This is a genomic window from Serratia sp. X10 (assembly GCF_017811775.1).
GTDB classification, from domain to species: Bacteria; Pseudomonadota; Gammaproteobacteria; order Enterobacterales; family Enterobacteriaceae; genus Serratia; species Serratia ureilytica.
In genome coordinates this window covers 635,960-652,277 of the sequence record NZ_JAEIOH010000001.1, presented here as the reverse complement: position 1 = coordinate 652,277, position 16,318 = coordinate 635,960, and the positions used below count along the sequence as shown (strand labels likewise).

Below are 16,318 nucleotides of genomic sequence, written 5' to 3'. Positions count from 1 at the left end.
CCCATAACTAGACGACCGGTCTATTAAATACAGGATGCACTATGAAGACTGAAAAATTGCTCTCTCCGCTGAAAGTTGGCGCAGTCACCCTGCCCAACCGCGTGTTTATGGCTCCGCTGACGCGTCTGCGCAGCATCGAACCGGGCGACATTCCCACGCCGCTGATGGCGGAGTATTATGCCCAGCGCGCCGGCGCCGGTCTGATCGTGACCGAAGCGACGCAGATTTCCTTCCAGGCGAAAGGCTACGCCGGTGCGCCGGGCCTGCATACCCCGGAGCAGATCGCCGCGTGGAAACACATCACGCAGGCGGTACACGACAAAAACGGCCACATCGCCGTACAGCTGTGGCACGTAGGCCGCATCTCCCACACCAGCCTCCAGCCGGGCGGACAAGCGCCGGTCGCCCCTTCGGCGATCAACGCGGACACCCGCACCACCGTGCGTGACGAAACCGGTGCCTGGGTGCGCGTACCGACCTCTACGCCGCGCGCGCTGGAAACCAGCGAGATCCCGGGCATCGTCAACGATTTCCGCCAGGCGACCGCCAACGCGCGTGAAGCCGGCTTCGACTTTATCGAGCTGCATGCGGCTCACGGCTATCTGCTGCACCAGTTCATGTCTCCGGCATCTAACCAACGTACCGATCAATACGGCGGCAGCATCGAGAATCGCACCCGCCTGACGCTGGAAGTGGTCGACGCCGCCATCGCAGAATGGGGCTCCGAGCACATCGGCATCCGCATCTCGCCGCTGGGGCCGTTCAACGGCCTGGACAACGGTGAAGATCAGGAAGAAGCGGCGCTGTACCTGGTGGAAGAGCTGAACAAACGCAACATCGCCTATCTGCACATCTCCGAACCGGACTGGGCCGGCGGCAAACCGTATTCCGACGCCTTCCGTGACTCGGTGCGCGCCCACTTTAAAGGAGTGATCGTCGGCGCCGGCGCCTACACCGCTGAAAAAGCCGAAGCGTTGATCGAAAAAGGCTTCATCGACGCGGTGGCCTTCGGCCGCAGCTACATCGCCAATCCGGATTTGGTCGAGCGTTTCCGTCAGCACGCACCGCTCAACGAACCTAAGCCGGAAACCTTTTACGGCGGTGGCGCCGAAGGGTATACCGACTATCCGTTTCTGACGAAGTAACCCGTCCTGATCCTAAACGGCCACGCAACCGCCTGGCCGTTTTTTTATGCACGCAAAAAGGCCCGCACAAGGCGGGCCGACGTTCCCTGGTGTTGTTATCTGCTACAGGTCAATTTCTACACGGTTACGGGCGGAATTGATAATTGATTGTGCAGATCAATTACTTCGTATCGATCGGTACACTCGATCAATATTTAAACACCCATGGCGAGGGGGTAAAAAGTGACATCGTCACCAGTTCGTCACGTTGAATTCCCTTGCGGGACAAGGCTATACTCGCTTGTGCTTCAATCCACCCGCCGTCTGCCACGGCACAGTCAATTCAGAGGAATTATGCGCTTACTCCATACCATGATCCGCGTCGGTGATCTGCAACGCTCCATCGACTTCTACACCAAGGTATTAGGCATGCGCCTGCTGCGCACCAGCGAAAACCCGGAGTACAAATACTCGCTGGCTTTTGTCGGCTATACGGAAGAGAGCGAAGGCGCGGTTATCGAACTGACCTATAACTGGGGCACCGACAGCTACGACATGGGCACCGCCTTCGGCCACCTGGCGCTGGGCGTGGACGACGTCGCCGCCACCTGCGACAACATCCGCCGCGCCGGCGGCAACGTCACCCGTGAGGCCGGCCCGGTGAAAGGCGGCACCACGGTCATCGCCTTCGTCGAAGATCCGGACGGTTATAAAATCGAGCTGATCGAAAACAAACACGCCGGCCAAGGCCTCGGCCACTAAGCCTTTCTCGGGGCGCGCCTGCGCCCCGCTGATTCTCCGCGCGATAGCGCCTGCAACCGGGCGCAAAATTTGCCATAATGCGCGCTGCATTCGATGAAGATAAGAAACTGATGGCCGAAAAAAGTGATCTTAACGCCCTGAGTGGTCGTTTTCGTGGGTTTTATCCCGTAGTAATAGATGTTGAAACCGCCGGCTTCAACGCCAATACCGATGCGCTGCTGGAAATCGCCGCCGTGACGCTGAAAATGGATGAAGACGGCTGGCTGCAGCGCGACGAAACCCTGCACTTCCACGTGGAGCCTTTCGAGGGCGCCAACCTGCAACCGGAAGCGCTGGCGTTTAACGGCATCGATCCGCACAACCCGCTGCGCGGTGCGGTCAGCGAATACGACGCGCTGCACGCCATTTTCAAAGCGGTGCGCAAAGGGCTCAAGGATCGCGGTTGCAACCGGGCCATTATCGTCGCGCACAACGCCAACTTCGATCACAGCTTCCTGATGGCCGCGGCCGAACGCGCCGGCTTGAAGCGTAATCCGTTCCATCCGTTCGCCACCTTCGACACCGCTGCGCTGAGCGGCCTGGTGCTGGGGCAAACGGTGCTGGCCAAAGCCTGCATCGCCGCCGGCATGCCGTTCGACAGCAGCCAGGCGCACTCCGCGCTGTACGACACCGAACAAACCGCCCTGCTGTTTTGTGAGCTGGTTAACCGCTGGAAGCGTCTCGGCGGCTGGCCGCTGCCCGCCGGCGATCTCGCCGAATAGGCCCAATAAAAAAGGCGGCCCAGTTTGCACTGGCGCCGCCCGTTACGCGGTAACCGCAAGTCTGTCGATTAAGACTGCTGGTCTTCCTGTGCTTTATACTTTTCTGCCGTTTCTTTGATCAACTGCTGCAATTCGCCGCGCTGATACATTTCGATGATGATATCGCAACCGCCGACCAGCTCACCGTCTACCCACAGCTGCGGGAAAGTCGGCCAGTTGGCGTATTTTGGCAGCTCGGCGCGGATGTCCGGGTTTTGCAGAATATCCACATAGGCGAAACGTTCGCCGCAGGCGGACAGCGCTTGCACAGCCTGAGCAGAGAAGCCGCAGCTCGGCAGCTTTGGCGAACCCTTCATGTACAGCAGAATCGGGTTTTCAGCGATCTGGTGCTGAATTTTTTCAAGTGTCGTCGTCATTTATTGCTTCCTCAAGCCATATTTCATGGCTACAACATGCATCACGCGGGCTATTGTAGCGGCTGGAACAGTCGCAAGAAAACGCCATCTTTTGCAAGGATATTCGCCCGCCGCCGATCGCGTTTCACCGGCCACGTCATTCCGGTCAAAACATACGTTGAGAATAACATTTTTAATCCGACCATTTCACTAATATATTGCGCCGCGATGACGGCGCGGCTTAATTATATCCGCCACCGCCGCCTGGCGCTTTTTTATACATCAACAGGCTGATTTTAAACCAAAAAAAATGTCATTAACGTTTTCTCACAATATGGATTATTATTTATGAGTTCTTCGCTGTTTTATATGGCGAAATTCGGGAATACTGTAACTCTTTCGATATCCGTTTCGGGGCCAAGGTTGGTGACGTCGACATGCGTTTAATTCTTACGCTCTTTGCGCTGCTGTTTACGCAGCTCTTCTTCAATTTGGCGCACGCTGCGCCACAGGCGCGTGTTGCCGCCGAGCAGCGTAAAAGCCATGCCAATGAAGCGCGGCCCGATGACCGCAGAAAAAAGAAAGCGGATAAAGCCGCCAAAAAAGCCAAAGTGACGGCCCCCGAGAAAAAAACCAAGACCGCCAAGGTCAAAAGCGAGAAAAGCGCGAAAAAGATCGTCAGCGCCAAACCCAAGGCCAAAGCGCAGAAAACCGCCAAAATTAAAGTCACCCCGCCGAAAAAGGGCTACAAAAAAGGCTATGGCCGCCACCGCGAAGCCGGTATGGCCACCGCCAAGCTGGCGCGTGATGAAAAACCGTTGAAACTCAGCCCGGCGCACAAAAAGCGTTACCAGCACGCCAAGCAGACCGCGATGGCCAAGCTGATGGATCAGATGGGCAAGCCTTATCGCTGGGGCGGCAGCTCGCCGCGCACCGGCTTCGACTGCAGCGGCCTCATCTATTACGCCTATAAAGACGTGGTGAAAATCAAGATGCCGCGCACCGCCAACGAAATGTATCACCTGCGCGACGCGGCGCCGATCAAGAAAAGCGAACTGGAAAGCGGCGATCTGGTGTTCTTCCGCATTAACAACCGCGGCGTGGCGGATCATGTCGGCGTCTACCTCGGCAACGGCAAATTCATCCAGTCGCCGCGCACCGGCGAAGAGATCCGCATCAGCCAGCTCGACAACGACTATTGGCAGAACCACTACATCGGCGCTCGCCGCGTAGTGACGCCGAAAACCATCCGTTAATTCGCTGCTCTGCGCGGTTGTGGCCTCGGCCGCAACCGCCTGCTCAAGCTATCGCCCATCGCACTCCCCCACGCGCATTTCTCGCTTTTCCTCCTGTTTTTTATGATGAAAATTGTTAAGATTGAATGACCACAATAAAAAACGGCCCATCCGGCGTTCGCCCCGACGAAAAGCTGAATGGCGCTGTAAAGGAGGAAGCAATGTCGTTTGAATTACCTGCATTACCGTATGAAAAAAACGCGCTCGAGCCGCACATCTCCGCCGAGACCCTGGAATACCACTACGGCAAACACCACAACACCTACGTGGTTAACCTGAACAACCTGGTGAAAGGCAGCGAGTTCGAAGGCAAATCGCTCGAAGAGATCATCAAGACCTCCAACGGCGGCGTGTTCAACAACGCCGCGCAGGTGTGGAACCACACCTTCTACTGGCACTGCCTGTCGCCACAGGGCGGCGGTGAACCGCAGGGCGAACTGGCGGCGGCGATCGTCAAATCCTTCGGCTCTTTCGCTGCGTTCAAAGAGCAGTTCACCGATGCCGCCGTGAAAAACTTCGGTGCTGGCTGGACCTGGCTGGTGAAAAAACCGGACGGCGCGCTGGCGATCGTCAACACTTCCAACGCGGCAACCCCGCTGACCGGCGAAGACAAACCGCTGCTGACCGTTGACGTGTGGGAACACGCGTATTACATCGATTACCGCAACGCGCGGCCAAAATACCTGGAAAACTTCTGGGCGTTGGTCAACTGGACCTTCGCGGCAGAAAACCTGGCGTAAGCGCAGGCCTTGCCTAAGTGATGAGGCGCAGCTTGGCTGCGCCTTTTTTAAAACTGGCGGGAAATCAGTTCAACGCGGCGACAAAGCTGAAAGCGATGATCATCGCCAATGCGCAAACGGTGGTGAACAGCGACATCTTCAGATCGGTATCCATGACAACTCCTTTAAAATGGGCTTTCCTAAGGATAAAAGGCGCACAATTAGTACGTCAAATCATTTTCCCACAGTTCGCCGATAAAATCTTGTTATCATTTCCCGGTTTATAATCTCGATTACCTCTTCCACTTTTGTTCAATATGCGACAAAATTCGCAGTTCACAACTGCGTACCGGCATTCATGCCCCTCCTGATTAAGCGCTGACGACTTCAACACTAAAAACTCAGTTTTCGCTTCTCTGGAGAAGGATCTACGTAGGCAAACGATTAACATCACACTTACATGCTGTAAACATGTGAGTTCAGGAGTCATTCCTTACATGGCAACGATTAAAGATGTGGCCAAACGCGCGGGCGTTTCCACCACCACCGTTTCGCACGTCATCAATAAGACTCGTTTCGTCGCCGAAGAGACCAAAGCGGCCGTGTGGGCCGCCATCAAAGAGCTGCACTACTCGCCGAGCGCCGTAGCGCGCAGCCTGAAAGTCAATCACACCAAGTCTATCGGTCTGCTGGCCACCTCGAGCGAAGCGCCCTACTTTGCCGAAGTGATCGAGGCGGTGGAAAACAGCTGCTACAGCAAAGGCTATACCCTGATCCTGTGCAACTCGCACAACAATCTGGACAAACAGCGCGCCTACCTGGCGATGCTGGCGCAAAAGCGCGTCGACGGCCTGCTGGTCATGTGTTCCGAATACCCGGATCAGCTGCTGGGCATGCTGGAAGACTACCGCAACATCCCGATGGTGGTAATGGACTGGGGCGCCGCGCGCGGCGACTTCACCGACACCATCATCGATAACGCGTTCGAGGGCGGCTATCTGGCCGGGCGTTATCTGATCGAACGCGGCCACCGCGATATCGGCGCTATCCCGGGCCAGCTGTCGCGCAACACCGGCGGCGGTCGGCATCAGGGCTTCATGAAGGCGCTGCAGGAAGCGCATATCGATATTCGCGAAGAGTGGATAGTCCAGGGTGACTTCGAGCCGGAGTCCGGTTACAAGGCGATGCATCAAATTCTGTCGCAAAAACAGCGACCGACCGCGGTATTCTGCGGCGGCGACATCATGGCGATGGGCGCCATCTGCGCCGCCGACGAACTGGGGCTGCGGGTGCCGCAGGATATTTCCGTGATCGGCTACGACAACGTGCGCAACGCCCGCTACTTCACCCCGGCGCTGACCACCATTCATCAGCCGAAAGAGCGTCTGGGCGAAATGGCCTTCACCATGCTGCTGGATCGCATCATCAGCAAGCGCGAAGAATCGCAGGTGATCGAAGTGCATCCGAAACTGGTCGAACGCCGTTCGGTCGCCGACGGTCCGTTCATCGACTACCGCCGCTGATCCTCCTCCCTACCGGAAGCCGACACGGCTTCCGGTGCCGCCTCACTCAGCCACTCCTGATTCAGCGTCTCGCCATCGCCCAAATACGCCAGCAGCCAGCTCATCGCCGGTGACGGTTTATCCTGTTGCCAGGTCAGGCAGCAGGGGCTGGCGGGAAACGGCTGCTGCAACTGCAACGCCTTCAGCTCACCGCGCTGCACCCGCGGCAGCGCCAGATGCGCCGGCATCATGCCGACGCACAATCCGGCGCACAAACAGTCGAGCGCCGAGGTCCAGTCCGGCACCACCAGCCGCCGCTGGTTATCCAGCGTCCAGGTGACGCGCTTGGGCAGATTGCGCGAGGTGTCTTCCAGACAAAGCGCAGGGTACGGCCTCAACCGGTCGTCATTCAACGGCCCTGCCAGCTGCGCCAGCGGATGCTGTGGGCTGACTACGCACAGCCAGTTCATATCCCCCATGTCGCGGAAAGCGAAGCCGCCGCCGACCGGCACCGCGCGGGTGGCGCCGATCGCCATGTCCACCCTGCCGTCCACCAATGCATCCCACACGCCGTTAAATACCTCGGGTTGCAGCATCAGCTCGACGTCGGGGAAATGGCGGTAGAAATCCAGCACCAGCTGGCGGCTGCGCTGCGGTTTGACGATGATGTCCACCGCGATATTCAGCTGACCGCGCCAACCGTTGGCCACCTGTTGACAGTGGCGGCGGGTGTCGAGCATTTTTTTGATAACAGCTCGCGCATCCTTGATAAACAGCGCGCCGGCCGGCGTCAGTTCCACATCGCGATGACGCCGCTCAAACAGCGGCACCGCCAGCCATTGCTCCAGCTGCCGCACGGTATAACTTACCGCCGACGGCACCCGGTGCAGCTCCTGCGCCGCCGCGCTGAAACTGCCGGTGCGCGCCACCGCATCAACGACCTCGAGAGAATATTCAGACCACATCGCTTTGCCTTCAATTTTTTTAACAGCACTTTGCAAATATTACCGTTTCACAAGCAGAGATCCAGCCGGATACACTGGCCGGCGCTAAAAACCTGCGACACTAAAATATTAACGAGAAATACCATGCGAAATTCCTTTGGTTTTATGTTCTACCTCGCCGGCCTGAGCATGCTGGGTTATCTGGCGACCGATATGTACCTGCCCGCCTTCGGCGCCATGCGGGAGGAACTGCAAATTTCCGCCGGCGCGGTCAGCGCCAGCCTGAGCATCTTTTTGGCCGGCTTCGCCTTCGCGCAGCTGCTGTGGGGGCCGCTCTCCGACCGTCTGGGGCGCAAACCGGTATTGTTGATTGGCCTGACGCTGTTCGCGCTCGGCTGCCTGGGCATGCTGTGGGTGGAAAATGCCGCTCAGCTCTGGATACTGCGCTTTATTCAGGCCGTAGGCGTCTGTTCCGCCGCCGCCATCTGGCAAGCGCTGGTGGTCGACCGCTATCGTGAAGGCCAGGCCAACCGCGTATTCGCCACCATCATGCCGCTGGTGGCGCTATCGCCGGCGCTGGCGCCGCTGCTGGGCGCCTGGCTGCTGAACCACGCCAGCTGGCGCGCGATCTTCGCCGTGCTGCTGGCCATCACCGCCTTGTTGCTGCTGCCGACGCTGCTGCTCAAAGAGAACACCAGGCCAAAACCCGCCGTCGACGCGCCAAAAAGCAGCGTCAGTTTTTGGCAATTATTGAAATCCCCGGTATTCAGCGGCAATGTCGCCATGTACGCCGCCTGTTCGGCCGGTTTCTTCGCCTGGCTGACCGGCTCGCCGTTTATCCTCGGTGATATGGGCTACGGCCCGAGCGACATCGGCCTGAGCTATGTGCCGCAGACGCTGGCCTTCCTGCTGGGCGGTTACGGGTGCCGCGCCGCGCTTAAGCGCATCAATGGCAAAACCCTGCTGCCGTGGCTGCTGGTAGCTTATGCTGTCAGCATGGTGGCCCTGTATCTGGTGGCGACCCTGACCAACCCGACGCTCACCACGCTCCTGATCCCGTTCTGCGTGATGGCGCTGGTCAACGGCGCCGGCTATCCGATCATGGTGGCCAACGCGCTGATGCCGTTCCCGGACAGCAGCGGCAAAGCCGCCGCGCTGCAAAATACGCTGCAGCTGGGGCTGTGTTTCGTGGCGAGCATGCTGGTATCGACGTTTATTGCGCAGCCGCTGTTGGCGACGGTGACGGTGATGGTGTCCACGGTGATACTGGCCGCGCTGGGGTATTTCCTGCAGCGGGGAAAAGCGGCCAAGGCGCCGCAAGAAACGCCGCGCGAGCATGCTAACTCAGCGTCATAATTGCCAAGCTAAATAGTCACTTAAAGAATATGCGTGCCGAATGCGATTTACAGTTGAGTCAATGACTCGGCGCGCCTATACTCAAAAACAACCTTGTAAAGTAACACCTTATAATCTCTATATCTCAATTAGCTGTTGTGTACGCGTCTTGCGTCACACTCTTTTTTAAAGAGGCGTTTATCCTGCGCCGTTTGCGTCGGGTCGCTTCTTTAAATTTCCTCTGTTCATAGTCGGATATCAGACGCCGCGGGCTTATTTCCCGTTGGTATACGTATGCACCCGCAGAAATTGTCTAAGCTGTTTCCTAACGGGTCATCAGTCAGAAGAAGGTGATGGAGAAGCTATGAGTTCATCGTGTATAGAAGATCTGAGCATCCAGGATAACCAGTGGTACCGTATCGCGCACGAAATGCTCGGTCTGGCCGGTATCGAAATTAACGGATCGCGCCCTTTCGATATTCAGGTTAAAAACCCCGAATTCTTTAAACGCGTTTTGCAGCAAGGCTCACTGGGTCTCGGCGAGAGCTATATGGACGGCTGGTGGGAGTGCGAGCGGCTGGATATGTTCTTCCAGCGCGTGGTCAGCGCCGGGCTGGAGAAGAAGCTCCCCCACCATCTGAAAGATACCCTGCGTATCGCCGCAGCGCGCCTGACCAATCTGCAATCGAAAAAACGCGCCTGGATCGTCGGCAAAGAGCATTACGATCTTGGCAACGATCTGTTTACGCTGATGCTCGATCCTTACATGCAATACTCCTGCGGCTACTGGAAAGACGCCACAACGCTGGAAGAAGCGCAGGAAGCCAAGTTGCGGATGATCTGCGAAAAACTGCAGCTGCAGCCGGGCATGCGCTTGCTGGATATCGGTTGCGGCTGGGGCGGCCTTTCTGCCTACGCGGCGAAAAATTACGGCGTGTCGGTGGTCGGCGTGACCATTTCCGCCGAGCAGCAGAAGCTGGCTCAGGCGCGCTGCGCCGGGCTGGACGTGCAGATCCTGTTGCAGGATTATCGCGATCTGCACCAGCAGTTCGATCGCATCGTCTCGGTCGGCATGTTCGAACACGTCGGGCCGAAAAACTACCGCACCTATTTCGACGTGGTGGAGCGCAATCTGGCACCGCACGGCCTGTTCCTGCTGCACACCATCGGTTCCAACAAGACCGATATGAACGTCGATCCGTGGATCAACAAATATATCTTCCCGAACGGCTGCCTGCCCTCGGTGAGGCATATCGCCGAGGCCAGCGAAGGCCATTTCGTGATGGAAGACTGGCACAACATCGGCGCCGACTACGATCGCACGCTGATGGCCTGGTTCGAGCGCTTCAAACAGGCGTGGCCGCAGCTTGCTCCGCGTTATTCCGAGCGCTTCGAGCGGATGTTCAGCTATTACCTGAACGCCTGCGCCGGCGCGTTTCGGGCGCGCGACCTGCAGCTCTGGCAGGTGGTGTTCAGCCCGAAAGGCGTTGAAGGCGGCATCCGCGTCGCACGCTGAACGCTCCCCTAATAAAAAAGCCCCGGCAACAACATCGCCGGGGCTTTTTTTGCTTTTTCGAACCAGGCGACTTAGCCGCAGTATACGCGGATGATTTTATCGTCGCGATCGCCGAGGAAGTTCAAACGACGCAGGTTGAAATCCATAGTGACGGCAGAGTTGTACGGAATGGCGCGCACCTTGGATTCGATCCGCACGCCTTCCAGCGACGTCATCGGCTTGCCGACGAAGTTTTGATACTGCGAAGCGCCGCAGGTGTCGTCCGCATCGGCCGCTTGCGCGCCGCCGCCCTGCTCAGGTGAACTGCTGCAGGCGCTTAGCGCCAGCAACGCGGTTAACAACAACGTTTTCCCATAAAACTTCACGCGTTTCTCCTCTCTGCTTATAATTCGATGTCGGCGGCAACGCCGCATCGCTGTCAGTCTTTGTGCGCCGGCGCTATCGCCGCCGCCAGCGTCGCTTCCCGATTGGCCAACACACGCTCGACGGTGTCCACCACCGCCTGCGTTTGCGGATCGATCTCGATGTTCACCTTATCGCCCAGGCGTTTTTTACCCAGCGTAGTGCGCTCCAGGGTTTCCGGGATCAGATGCACGCAGAAACGGTTATTCACCACTTCGCCGATGGTCAGGCTAATGCCATCGATGCCGATGAAACCTTTGTGCAGCACATATTTCATCAATTCCGCATTCGGCATGCGCAGCCATACCTGACGGTTATTTTCCGAGGTATAAATTTTGGCCACTTCCGCCGTGCAGATAATATGGCCGGACATCAAATGACCGCCAATTTCATCATTGAATTTCGCCGCGCGCTCGATATTGACGATGTCGCCCAGCGCCAGATCGCCGAGGTTGGTCAGGCGCAACGTTTCCTTGATCAAATCGAAGCTGACGCGGTTGCCTTCCACCGCGGTGACGGTCAGGCAGCAGCCGTTATGGGCCACCGACGCGCCCAGCTCCAGCCCCGGCAGCAGTTCTGCAGGCATCTCGATCACATGGGTGCGGAAATTGGGTTTCTCATCAATGGCGACCAGCGGCGCGGTGCCTTGTACGATACCGGTGAACATATGTGCCTCTTCTTACTCAATAGATTAAAACGCTTCCGGCAGTTTGCCCCAGTTGGCGCGGAAAACCAAATCCGCGACGGCAAAAAACGCGTCCCTGCGCATTTAATAACTATTTATCTGCGGCGTTTGCTTAACGACGCCGAGCAGGTACAATATTTTTGACAAAATTCCGCTATTTTAATTGTTGTCCTCTCGCGGCAGCCCTCCCTCCCACATATATAAATAGAAAGGTGTATGCGTGCAGAAGTACTTAATTGAAGCGCGTAGTTTATTGGCTCTCGCTATCCCGGTGATCATCGCGCAAATCTCGCAAACCGCCATGGGCGTGGTGGATACCATCATGGCCGGCGCTTACAGCGCCACCGATATGGCGGCGGTTGCGGTCGGCACCTCTATCTGGCTGCCGGCCATCCTGTTCGGCCACGGCCTGCTGCTGGCGCTGACCCCGGTGATCGCCCAGTTAAACGGCGCCGGCCGTCGCGATCGTATCGCCCATCAGGTGCGTCAGGGCTTCTGGCTGGCCTCCGGCGTTTCCGTGCTGTTGATCGTCGTGCTGTATAACTGCAAATTCGTCATCGACATGATGCACAACATCGATCCTCAGCTGGCGGATAAAGCCGTCGGTTATCTGCACGCCATCATGTGGGGCGCGCCGGGCTATCTGTTCTTCCAGGTGATGCGCAACCAGTGCGAAGGGCTGTCCAAAACCAAGCCCGGCATGGTGATCGGCTTCCTCGGCCTGCTGGTGAATATCCCGATCAACTACATCTTCATCTACGGCAAGTTCGGCATGCCGGAGCTGGGCGGCGTGGGCTGCGGCGTCGCCACCGGCAGCGTCTACTGGATCATGTTCCTGATGATGCGCTGGTACGTGAAGCGCGCACCTTCGCAGCGCGACATCAAGCGCCAGGCAGGCGATCTCGGCGGCCCGGACTGGGCGGCGCTGAAGCGCCTGATCGGCATCGGCATGCCGGTGGCGCTGGCGCTGTTCTTCGAAGTCACCCTGTTCGCCGTGGTGGCGCTGCTGGTGTCGCCGCTGGGGATCGTCGCGGTCGCCGGCCACCAGATCGCGCTTAACTTCAGCGCCCTGATGTTCGTGTTGCCGCTGTCGCTGGGCGTCGGCGCCACCATTCGCGTCGGTTTTCGTCTGGGAGAAGGGTCGGTAGAAGGCGCGCGCGTCGCCGCTTACTCCGCCATCGGCGTCGGCATCACCATGGCCGTCTGCACCGCGCTGTTTACCGCCACCTTCCGCGAACCGATCGCCCTGCTGTACAACGACAGCCCGGCGGTGGTGGCGATGGCCTCACAGCTGATGCTGCTGGCGGCGCTGTATCAAATCTCGGATTCAATCCAGGTGATCGGCAGCGGCGTGCTGCGCGGTTATAAAGATACTCGCGCGATCTTCTTCATCACCTTCATCGCTTACTGGGTGTTGGGCCTGCCGAGCGGCTATCTGCTGGCGTTGACCGATGCGGTGGTGCCGGCGATGGGGCCGAGCGGTTTCTGGATCGGCTTTATCATCGGCCTGACCTTCGCCGCCATCATGATGGCGCTGCGCATGCGCTGGCTGCAGAAACAGCCGACCACCGTCATCCTGCAGCGTTCTACCCGCTGAGCCCGTTCCCGGCCGGTTTTCTCCCCGGCCGGGCAGCGGGTTGCGGAAAAAAACGCCTGTCTGCGCACAACCTCAGCAATCGCGTGAAATACCGAATAAAATTGCGTTTTTCCCCTTGCCAGCACGCGGGTAGCTCGTTAATATTCGTCCCCGCTGTCAGCCATGACAGACAGGAAAAGATGCGTCCGTAGCTCAGTTGGTTAGAGCACCACCTTGACATGGTGGGGGTCGGTGGTTCGAGTCCACTCGGACGCACCAAATTCCAGAAGCAGTACAGTGCGTCCGTAGCTCAGTTGGTTAGAGCACCACCTTGACATGGTGGGGGTCGGTGGTTCGAGTCCACTCGGACGCACCAAATTCCAGAAGCAGTGCAGTGCGTCCGTAGCTCAGTTGGTTAGAGCACCACCTTGACATGGTGGGGGTCGGTGGTTCGAGTCCACTCGGACGCACCATATTGCTGATTCACCTCTCCCCCTATCGCGTTATAATTCTCGCTGTTTCGTCTCTGCCCGACCGCTCGATTTTTCATGTCGATTGCGCCGAACTACCGCCATCAGCCATCAGGAACGCCACATGACCACCTTCACCGCCAACACCGCCTTTTTACCGCTCGACAATGGCCTTGCCCGTCGTGAAGGCGTGATGAGCGACGGTTCGCCGGCAGCGGAAGTGCGTTTCGAGACCGGGGCCTTCGGCCAGCTGCAAAAGCCCGCGCAGGCGCTGCAAACCCGGGTGATATCGGGTGAATTCGAGTTCACCCTCGGCGGCGACACGCGGATAGTGCGGGCCGGCGAGAGCCTGACCCTGCCGGCCAACGTCGCCAGCGGCTGCTTCTGCCTGAGCGCCGGCGTGCTGCTGGAAATCCCGCAAACGCGCTAAGCCGCATTTACAGCAAGGTTATTTGCGCAACAAGCTGTACGCAACGCGTTGCATTTGCGCCACATTTGCCCTCGTTTTGACATATCCGCCGCACCGCCGCGGTTTTTTATTTTGTTTCCCGCCGCTTAGCCTTTATAATGCGCAACGTCTATCAGTTGAATGGTTTCAGCCCTTGATCTGCGAAAACGCAATAACAACACGATTTAATCTCACCCCGTTGCGCAGCATCCCCGCGCCCCCGCGCGGGCTGAATTTTTCCGCCCCACATCAACTGTCGTCACCTATCCTTAACTATGTTTTTCACCACCAGGCACGGCTCAAATTCCCTATCGGCGTAAACAACGCCGGTCAAATTCGTTTTTTTATCCATCACAACTTGTAGAAAACTCCGCCATGAAAAAGACCAAAATTGTTTGTACCATCGGTCCAAAAACCGAATCGGAAGAAATGCTGACCAACCTGCTCAATGCGGGCATGAACGTGATGCGTCTCAACTTCTCTCACGGCGACTATGAAGAGCACGGCAACCGCATCAAGAACATGCGCGCCGTGATGGCGAAAACCGGTATCAACGCCGGCATCCTGCTGGATACCAAAGGCCCGGAAATTCGCACCATGAAACTGGAAGGCGGCAAAGACGCCTCGCTGGTCGCCGGCCAAACCTTCACCTTCACCACCGACCAGAGCGTGATCGGCAACAGCGAACGCGTGGCGGTGACCTACGCCGGCTTCGCCGCCGACCTGAAGATCGGCAACACCGTGCTGGTTGACGACGGCCTGATCGGCATGGAAGTCACCAACGTGACCGAGAACGAAGTCGTTTGCAAGGTGCTGAACAACGGCGACCTGGGCGAGAACAAAGGCGTCAACCTGCCGGGCGTGTCCATCCAGCTGCCTGCGCTGGCCGAGAAAGACAAACGCGACCTGATCTTCGGCTGCGAGCAAGGCGTCGACTTCGTGGCGGCGTCCTTCATCCGTAAACGCTCCGACGTGCTGGAGATCCGCGAGCACCTGAAAGCGCACGGCGGCGAGCAGATCCAGATCATCTCCAAGATCGAGAACCAGGAAGGCCTGAACAACTTCGACGAAATTCTCGAAGCGTCCGACGGCATCATGGTTGCCCGCGGCGATCTGGGCGTTGAAATCCCGGTAGAAGAAGTGATCTTCGCCCAGAAGATGATGATCGAAAAATGCAACCGTGCGCGTAAAGTGGTGATCACCGCCACCCAGATGCTCGATTCCATGATCAAGAACCCGCGCCCTACCCGTGCGGAAGCCGGTGACGTCGCCAACGCCATTCTGGACGGCACCGACGCCGTCATGCTGTCCGGCGAAAGCGCCAAGGGCAAATACCCGCTGGAAGCGGTCAACATCATGGCGACCATCTGCGAACGCACCGATCGCGTGATGCCAAGCCGCATCGATACCCTGAACGATCGCCGCAAGCTGCGCATCACCGAAGCGGTATGCCGCGGCGCGGTTGAAACCGCCGAAAAACTGGACGCGCCGCTGATCGTCGTCGCCACCAGCGGCGGCAAGTCAGCGAAATCCGTGCGTAAATACTTCCCGAACGCCGTGATCCTGGCGCTGACCACCAACCAGACCACCGCGCATCAGCTGGTGCTGAGCAAGGGCGTTATCCCGCAGATGGTCAAAGAAATCGCCTCCACCGACGACTTCTACCGCATCGGTAAAGAAGCCGCGCTGGCCAGCGGCCTGGCGCAAAAAGGCGACGTCGTGGTGATGGTTTCCGGCGCGCTGGTGCCGAGCGGCACCACCAACACCGCCTCGGTACACGTGCTGTAATATAAAACGTGACATAATTATCTTGATCAAAACGCCGCTTTGCGGCGTTTTTTTTATCGCCAGTAAACTATTTTTCTCAAAACGCAACCGCGATCTGCTCATTATTTAGCTAATAACAAATCGGAGTAGTCCCATGGAAGCCGGCTGTTTTCCCTCGTTTTTTTAACTAATTTGTAAAACCAGATGCAAGTTTGAGCGAACGATCAAAATAAAGCACCTCAACACTAAAAAATTATTCTCTTTCGAAAAAAGTTTGTGTAATACTTGTAACGCTACATGGAGATTAACTCAATCTAGAGGGTGTTATAATGAATCGTACTAAACTGGTACTGGGCGCGGTAATCCTGGGTTCCACTCTGCTGGCTGGCTGCTCTAGCAACGCTAAAATCGATCAACTGTCTTCTGACGTTCAGACTCTGAACGCTAAAGTTGATCAGCTGAGCAACGACGTGAACGCAATGCGTTCTGACGTTCAAGCGGCTAAAGACGACGCAGCACGCGCTAACCAGCGTCTGGACAACCAAGCTCACGCTTACAAAAAGTAAGATAGCTTTGGTTATTGAAAACGGCGCACATTGTGCGCCGTTTTTTTTGCC

17 protein-coding genes and 3 tRNA genes are annotated in these 16,318 nt (G+C 57.5%); 15 read left to right on the top strand and 5 right to left on the bottom strand.

Features of this window, described 5'->3' with window-relative positions:
* Positions 1-41: 41 nt before the first annotated feature.
* The 3 genes from J9788_RS03380 (at position 42) to rnt (ending at position 2,647) form a co-directional block, all read left to right on the top strand.
* Positions 42-1,145, top strand: a complete 1,104-nt coding sequence (locus J9788_RS03380; protein WP_033642920.1) for an alkene reductase — start codon at positions 42-44, stop codon at positions 1,143-1,145.
* Between the two features lie 333 nt (positions 1,146-1,478).
* Positions 1,479-1,886: a lactoylglutathione lyase gene (gene gloA, locus J9788_RS03375; protein ID WP_033652600.1), complete on the top strand. Its 408-nt coding sequence runs from the start codon at positions 1,479-1,481 to the stop codon at positions 1,884-1,886.
* A gap of 77 nt (positions 1,887-1,963) precedes the next feature.
* Positions 1,964-2,647, top strand: a complete 684-nt coding sequence (gene rnt / locus J9788_RS03370; protein ID WP_016927925.1) for a ribonuclease T — start codon at positions 1,964-1,966, stop codon at positions 2,645-2,647.
* A 68-nt stretch (positions 2,648-2,715) separates the two neighbouring features.
* Here the strand turns inward: rnt and J9788_RS03365 are convergent, their stop codons facing one another.
* Entirely contained in the window at positions 2,716-3,063 is a 348-nt protein-coding gene (locus J9788_RS03365) for a Grx4 family monothiol glutaredoxin (protein WP_004931329.1), read from the bottom strand.
* A 416-nt stretch (positions 3,064-3,479) separates the two neighbouring features.
* On the opposite strand from J9788_RS03365, the gene J9788_RS03360 reads away from it, so the two are divergent.
* Positions 3,480-4,298, top strand: a complete 819-nt coding sequence (locus J9788_RS03360; RefSeq protein ID WP_042784370.1) for a C40 family peptidase — start codon at positions 3,480-3,482, stop codon at positions 4,296-4,298.
* Positions 4,299-4,498: 200 nt separating this feature from the next.
* Positions 4,499-5,077 (top strand): superoxide dismutase [Fe], encoded by a 579-nt coding sequence (sodB, locus tag J9788_RS03355; RefSeq protein WP_004931333.1) that lies wholly within the window; start codon positions 4,499-4,501, stop codon positions 5,075-5,077.
* 64 nt (positions 5,078-5,141) lie between these two features.
* Here the strand turns inward: sodB and J9788_RS03350 are convergent, their stop codons facing one another.
* On the bottom strand, positions 5,142-5,231 hold the full coding sequence (locus tag J9788_RS03350; protein ID WP_094143265.1) for a YnhF family membrane protein: 90 nt from the start codon (positions 5,229-5,231) through the stop codon (positions 5,142-5,144).
* A 322-nt stretch (positions 5,232-5,553) separates the two neighbouring features.
* Here J9788_RS03350 and purR point away from each other — a divergent pair, with 322 nt between their 5' ends.
* Positions 5,554-6,579 (top strand): HTH-type transcriptional repressor PurR, encoded by a 1,026-nt coding sequence (gene purR, locus J9788_RS03345; RefSeq protein ID WP_004931336.1) that lies wholly within the window; start codon positions 5,554-5,556, stop codon positions 6,577-6,579.
* Here purR and punR read toward each other — a convergent pair.
* Positions 6,567-7,523, bottom strand: a complete 957-nt coding sequence (gene punR, locus J9788_RS03340) for a DNA-binding transcriptional activator PunR (RefSeq protein WP_046898487.1) — start codon at positions 7,521-7,523, stop codon at positions 6,567-6,569. The genes purR and punR overlap by 13 nt on opposite strands.
* Positions 7,524-7,646: 123 nt before the next feature.
* On the opposite strand from punR, the gene punC reads away from it, so the two are divergent.
* Both punC and cfa read left to right on the top strand, forming a co-directional pair.
* A complete protein-coding gene (punC, locus tag J9788_RS03335) occupies positions 7,647-8,858 on the top strand; it encodes a purine nucleoside transporter PunC (protein WP_046898488.1) in 1,212 nt (403 codons plus the stop codon).
* A gap of 343 nt (positions 8,859-9,201) precedes the next feature.
* Positions 9,202-10,353 (top strand): cyclopropane fatty acyl phospholipid synthase, encoded by a 1,152-nt coding sequence (gene cfa, locus J9788_RS03330; protein WP_046898489.1) that lies wholly within the window; start codon positions 9,202-9,204, stop codon positions 10,351-10,353.
* A 71-nt stretch (positions 10,354-10,424) separates the two neighbouring features.
* Here cfa and J9788_RS03325 read toward each other — a convergent pair whose 3' ends face one another.
* Both J9788_RS03325 and J9788_RS03320 read right to left on the bottom strand, forming a co-directional pair.
* Positions 10,425-10,718, bottom strand: coding sequence for an I78 family peptidase inhibitor (locus J9788_RS03325; RefSeq protein ID WP_182264558.1), 294 nt, complete (start codon positions 10,716-10,718; stop codon positions 10,425-10,427).
* 53 nt (positions 10,719-10,771) lie between these two features.
* Positions 10,772-11,422, bottom strand: coding sequence for a riboflavin synthase (locus J9788_RS03320; RefSeq protein ID WP_046898491.1), 651 nt, complete (start codon positions 11,420-11,422; stop codon positions 10,772-10,774).
* 238 nt (positions 11,423-11,660) lie between these two features.
* Here J9788_RS03320 and J9788_RS03315 point away from each other — a divergent pair, with 238 nt between their 5' ends.
* From J9788_RS03315 to J9788_RS03285, 7 genes are all read left to right on the top strand, one after another.
* The gene (locus J9788_RS03315; protein WP_182264559.1) at positions 11,661-13,037 is read left to right on the top strand and encodes an MATE family efflux transporter; all 1,377 of its coding nucleotides are present in this window, start codon (positions 11,661-11,663) and stop codon (positions 13,035-13,037) included.
* Between the two features lie 181 nt (positions 13,038-13,218).
* Positions 13,219-13,295 (top strand) — tRNA-Val (locus J9788_RS03310).
* 20 nt (positions 13,296-13,315) lie between these two features.
* Positions 13,316-13,392: transfer RNA gene (locus tag J9788_RS03305), tRNA-Val, on the top strand.
* Positions 13,393-13,412: 20 nt separating this feature from the next.
* A tRNA-Val gene (locus tag J9788_RS03300) sits at positions 13,413-13,489 on the top strand.
* Positions 13,490-13,610: 121 nt separating this feature from the next.
* On the top strand, positions 13,611-13,916 hold the full coding sequence (locus tag J9788_RS03295) for a cupin (RefSeq protein ID WP_046898493.1): 306 nt from the start codon (positions 13,611-13,613) through the stop codon (positions 13,914-13,916).
* A gap of 393 nt (positions 13,917-14,309) precedes the next feature.
* Positions 14,310-15,722 carry a pyruvate kinase PykF gene (gene pykF / locus J9788_RS03290; protein ID WP_033642909.1) on the top strand — a complete coding sequence of 471 codons (1,413 nt, stop codon included), beginning with the start codon at positions 14,310-14,312 and terminating at the stop codon, positions 15,720-15,722.
* A gap of 308 nt (positions 15,723-16,030) precedes the next feature.
* Entirely contained in the window at positions 16,031-16,267 is a 237-nt protein-coding gene (locus J9788_RS03285; RefSeq protein WP_004931354.1) for a major outer membrane lipoprotein, read from the top strand.
* The last annotated feature ends 51 nt before the right edge of the window (positions 16,268-16,318 follow it).

Bases quoted from the DNA above. Each gene is read 5' to 3' on its own strand.
- J9788_RS03380 (WP_033642920.1), top strand. From the start codon at position 42: ATGAAGACTGAAAAATTGCTCTCTCCGCTGAAAGTTGGCGCAGTCACC.
- gloA (WP_033652600.1), top strand. From the start codon at position 1,479: ATGCGCTTACTCCATACCATGATCCGCGTCGGTGATCTGCAACGCTCC.
- rnt (WP_016927925.1), top strand. From the start codon at position 1,964: ATGCGCGCTGCATTCGATGAAGATAAGAAACTGATGGCCGAAAAAAGT.
- J9788_RS03365 (WP_004931329.1), bottom strand. From the start codon at position 3,063: ATGACGACGACACTTGAAAAAATTCAGCACCAGATCGCTGAAAACCCG.
- J9788_RS03360 (WP_042784370.1), top strand. From the start codon at position 3,480: ATGCGTTTAATTCTTACGCTCTTTGCGCTGCTGTTTACGCAGCTCTTC.
- sodB (WP_004931333.1), top strand. From the start codon at position 4,499: ATGTCGTTTGAATTACCTGCATTACCGTATGAAAAAAACGCGCTCGAG.
- J9788_RS03350 (WP_094143265.1), bottom strand. From the start codon at position 5,231: ATGGATACCGATCTGAAGATGTCGCTGTTCACCACCGTTTGCGCATTG.
- purR (WP_004931336.1), top strand. From the start codon at position 5,554: ATGGCAACGATTAAAGATGTGGCCAAACGCGCGGGCGTTTCCACCACC.
- punR (WP_046898487.1), bottom strand. From the start codon at position 7,523: ATGTGGTCTGAATATTCTCTCGAGGTCGTTGATGCGGTGGCGCGCACC.
- punC (WP_046898488.1), top strand. From the start codon at position 7,647: ATGCGAAATTCCTTTGGTTTTATGTTCTACCTCGCCGGCCTGAGCATG.
- cfa (WP_046898489.1), top strand. From the start codon at position 9,202: ATGAGTTCATCGTGTATAGAAGATCTGAGCATCCAGGATAACCAGTGG.
- J9788_RS03320 (WP_046898491.1), bottom strand. From the start codon at position 11,422: ATGTTCACCGGTATCGTACAAGGCACCGCGCCGCTGGTCGCCATTGAT.
- J9788_RS03295 (WP_046898493.1), top strand. From the start codon at position 13,611: ATGACCACCTTCACCGCCAACACCGCCTTTTTACCGCTCGACAATGGC.
- pykF (WP_033642909.1), top strand. From the start codon at position 14,310: ATGAAAAAGACCAAAATTGTTTGTACCATCGGTCCAAAAACCGAATCG.
- J9788_RS03285 (WP_004931354.1), top strand. From the start codon at position 16,031: ATGAATCGTACTAAACTGGTACTGGGCGCGGTAATCCTGGGTTCCACT.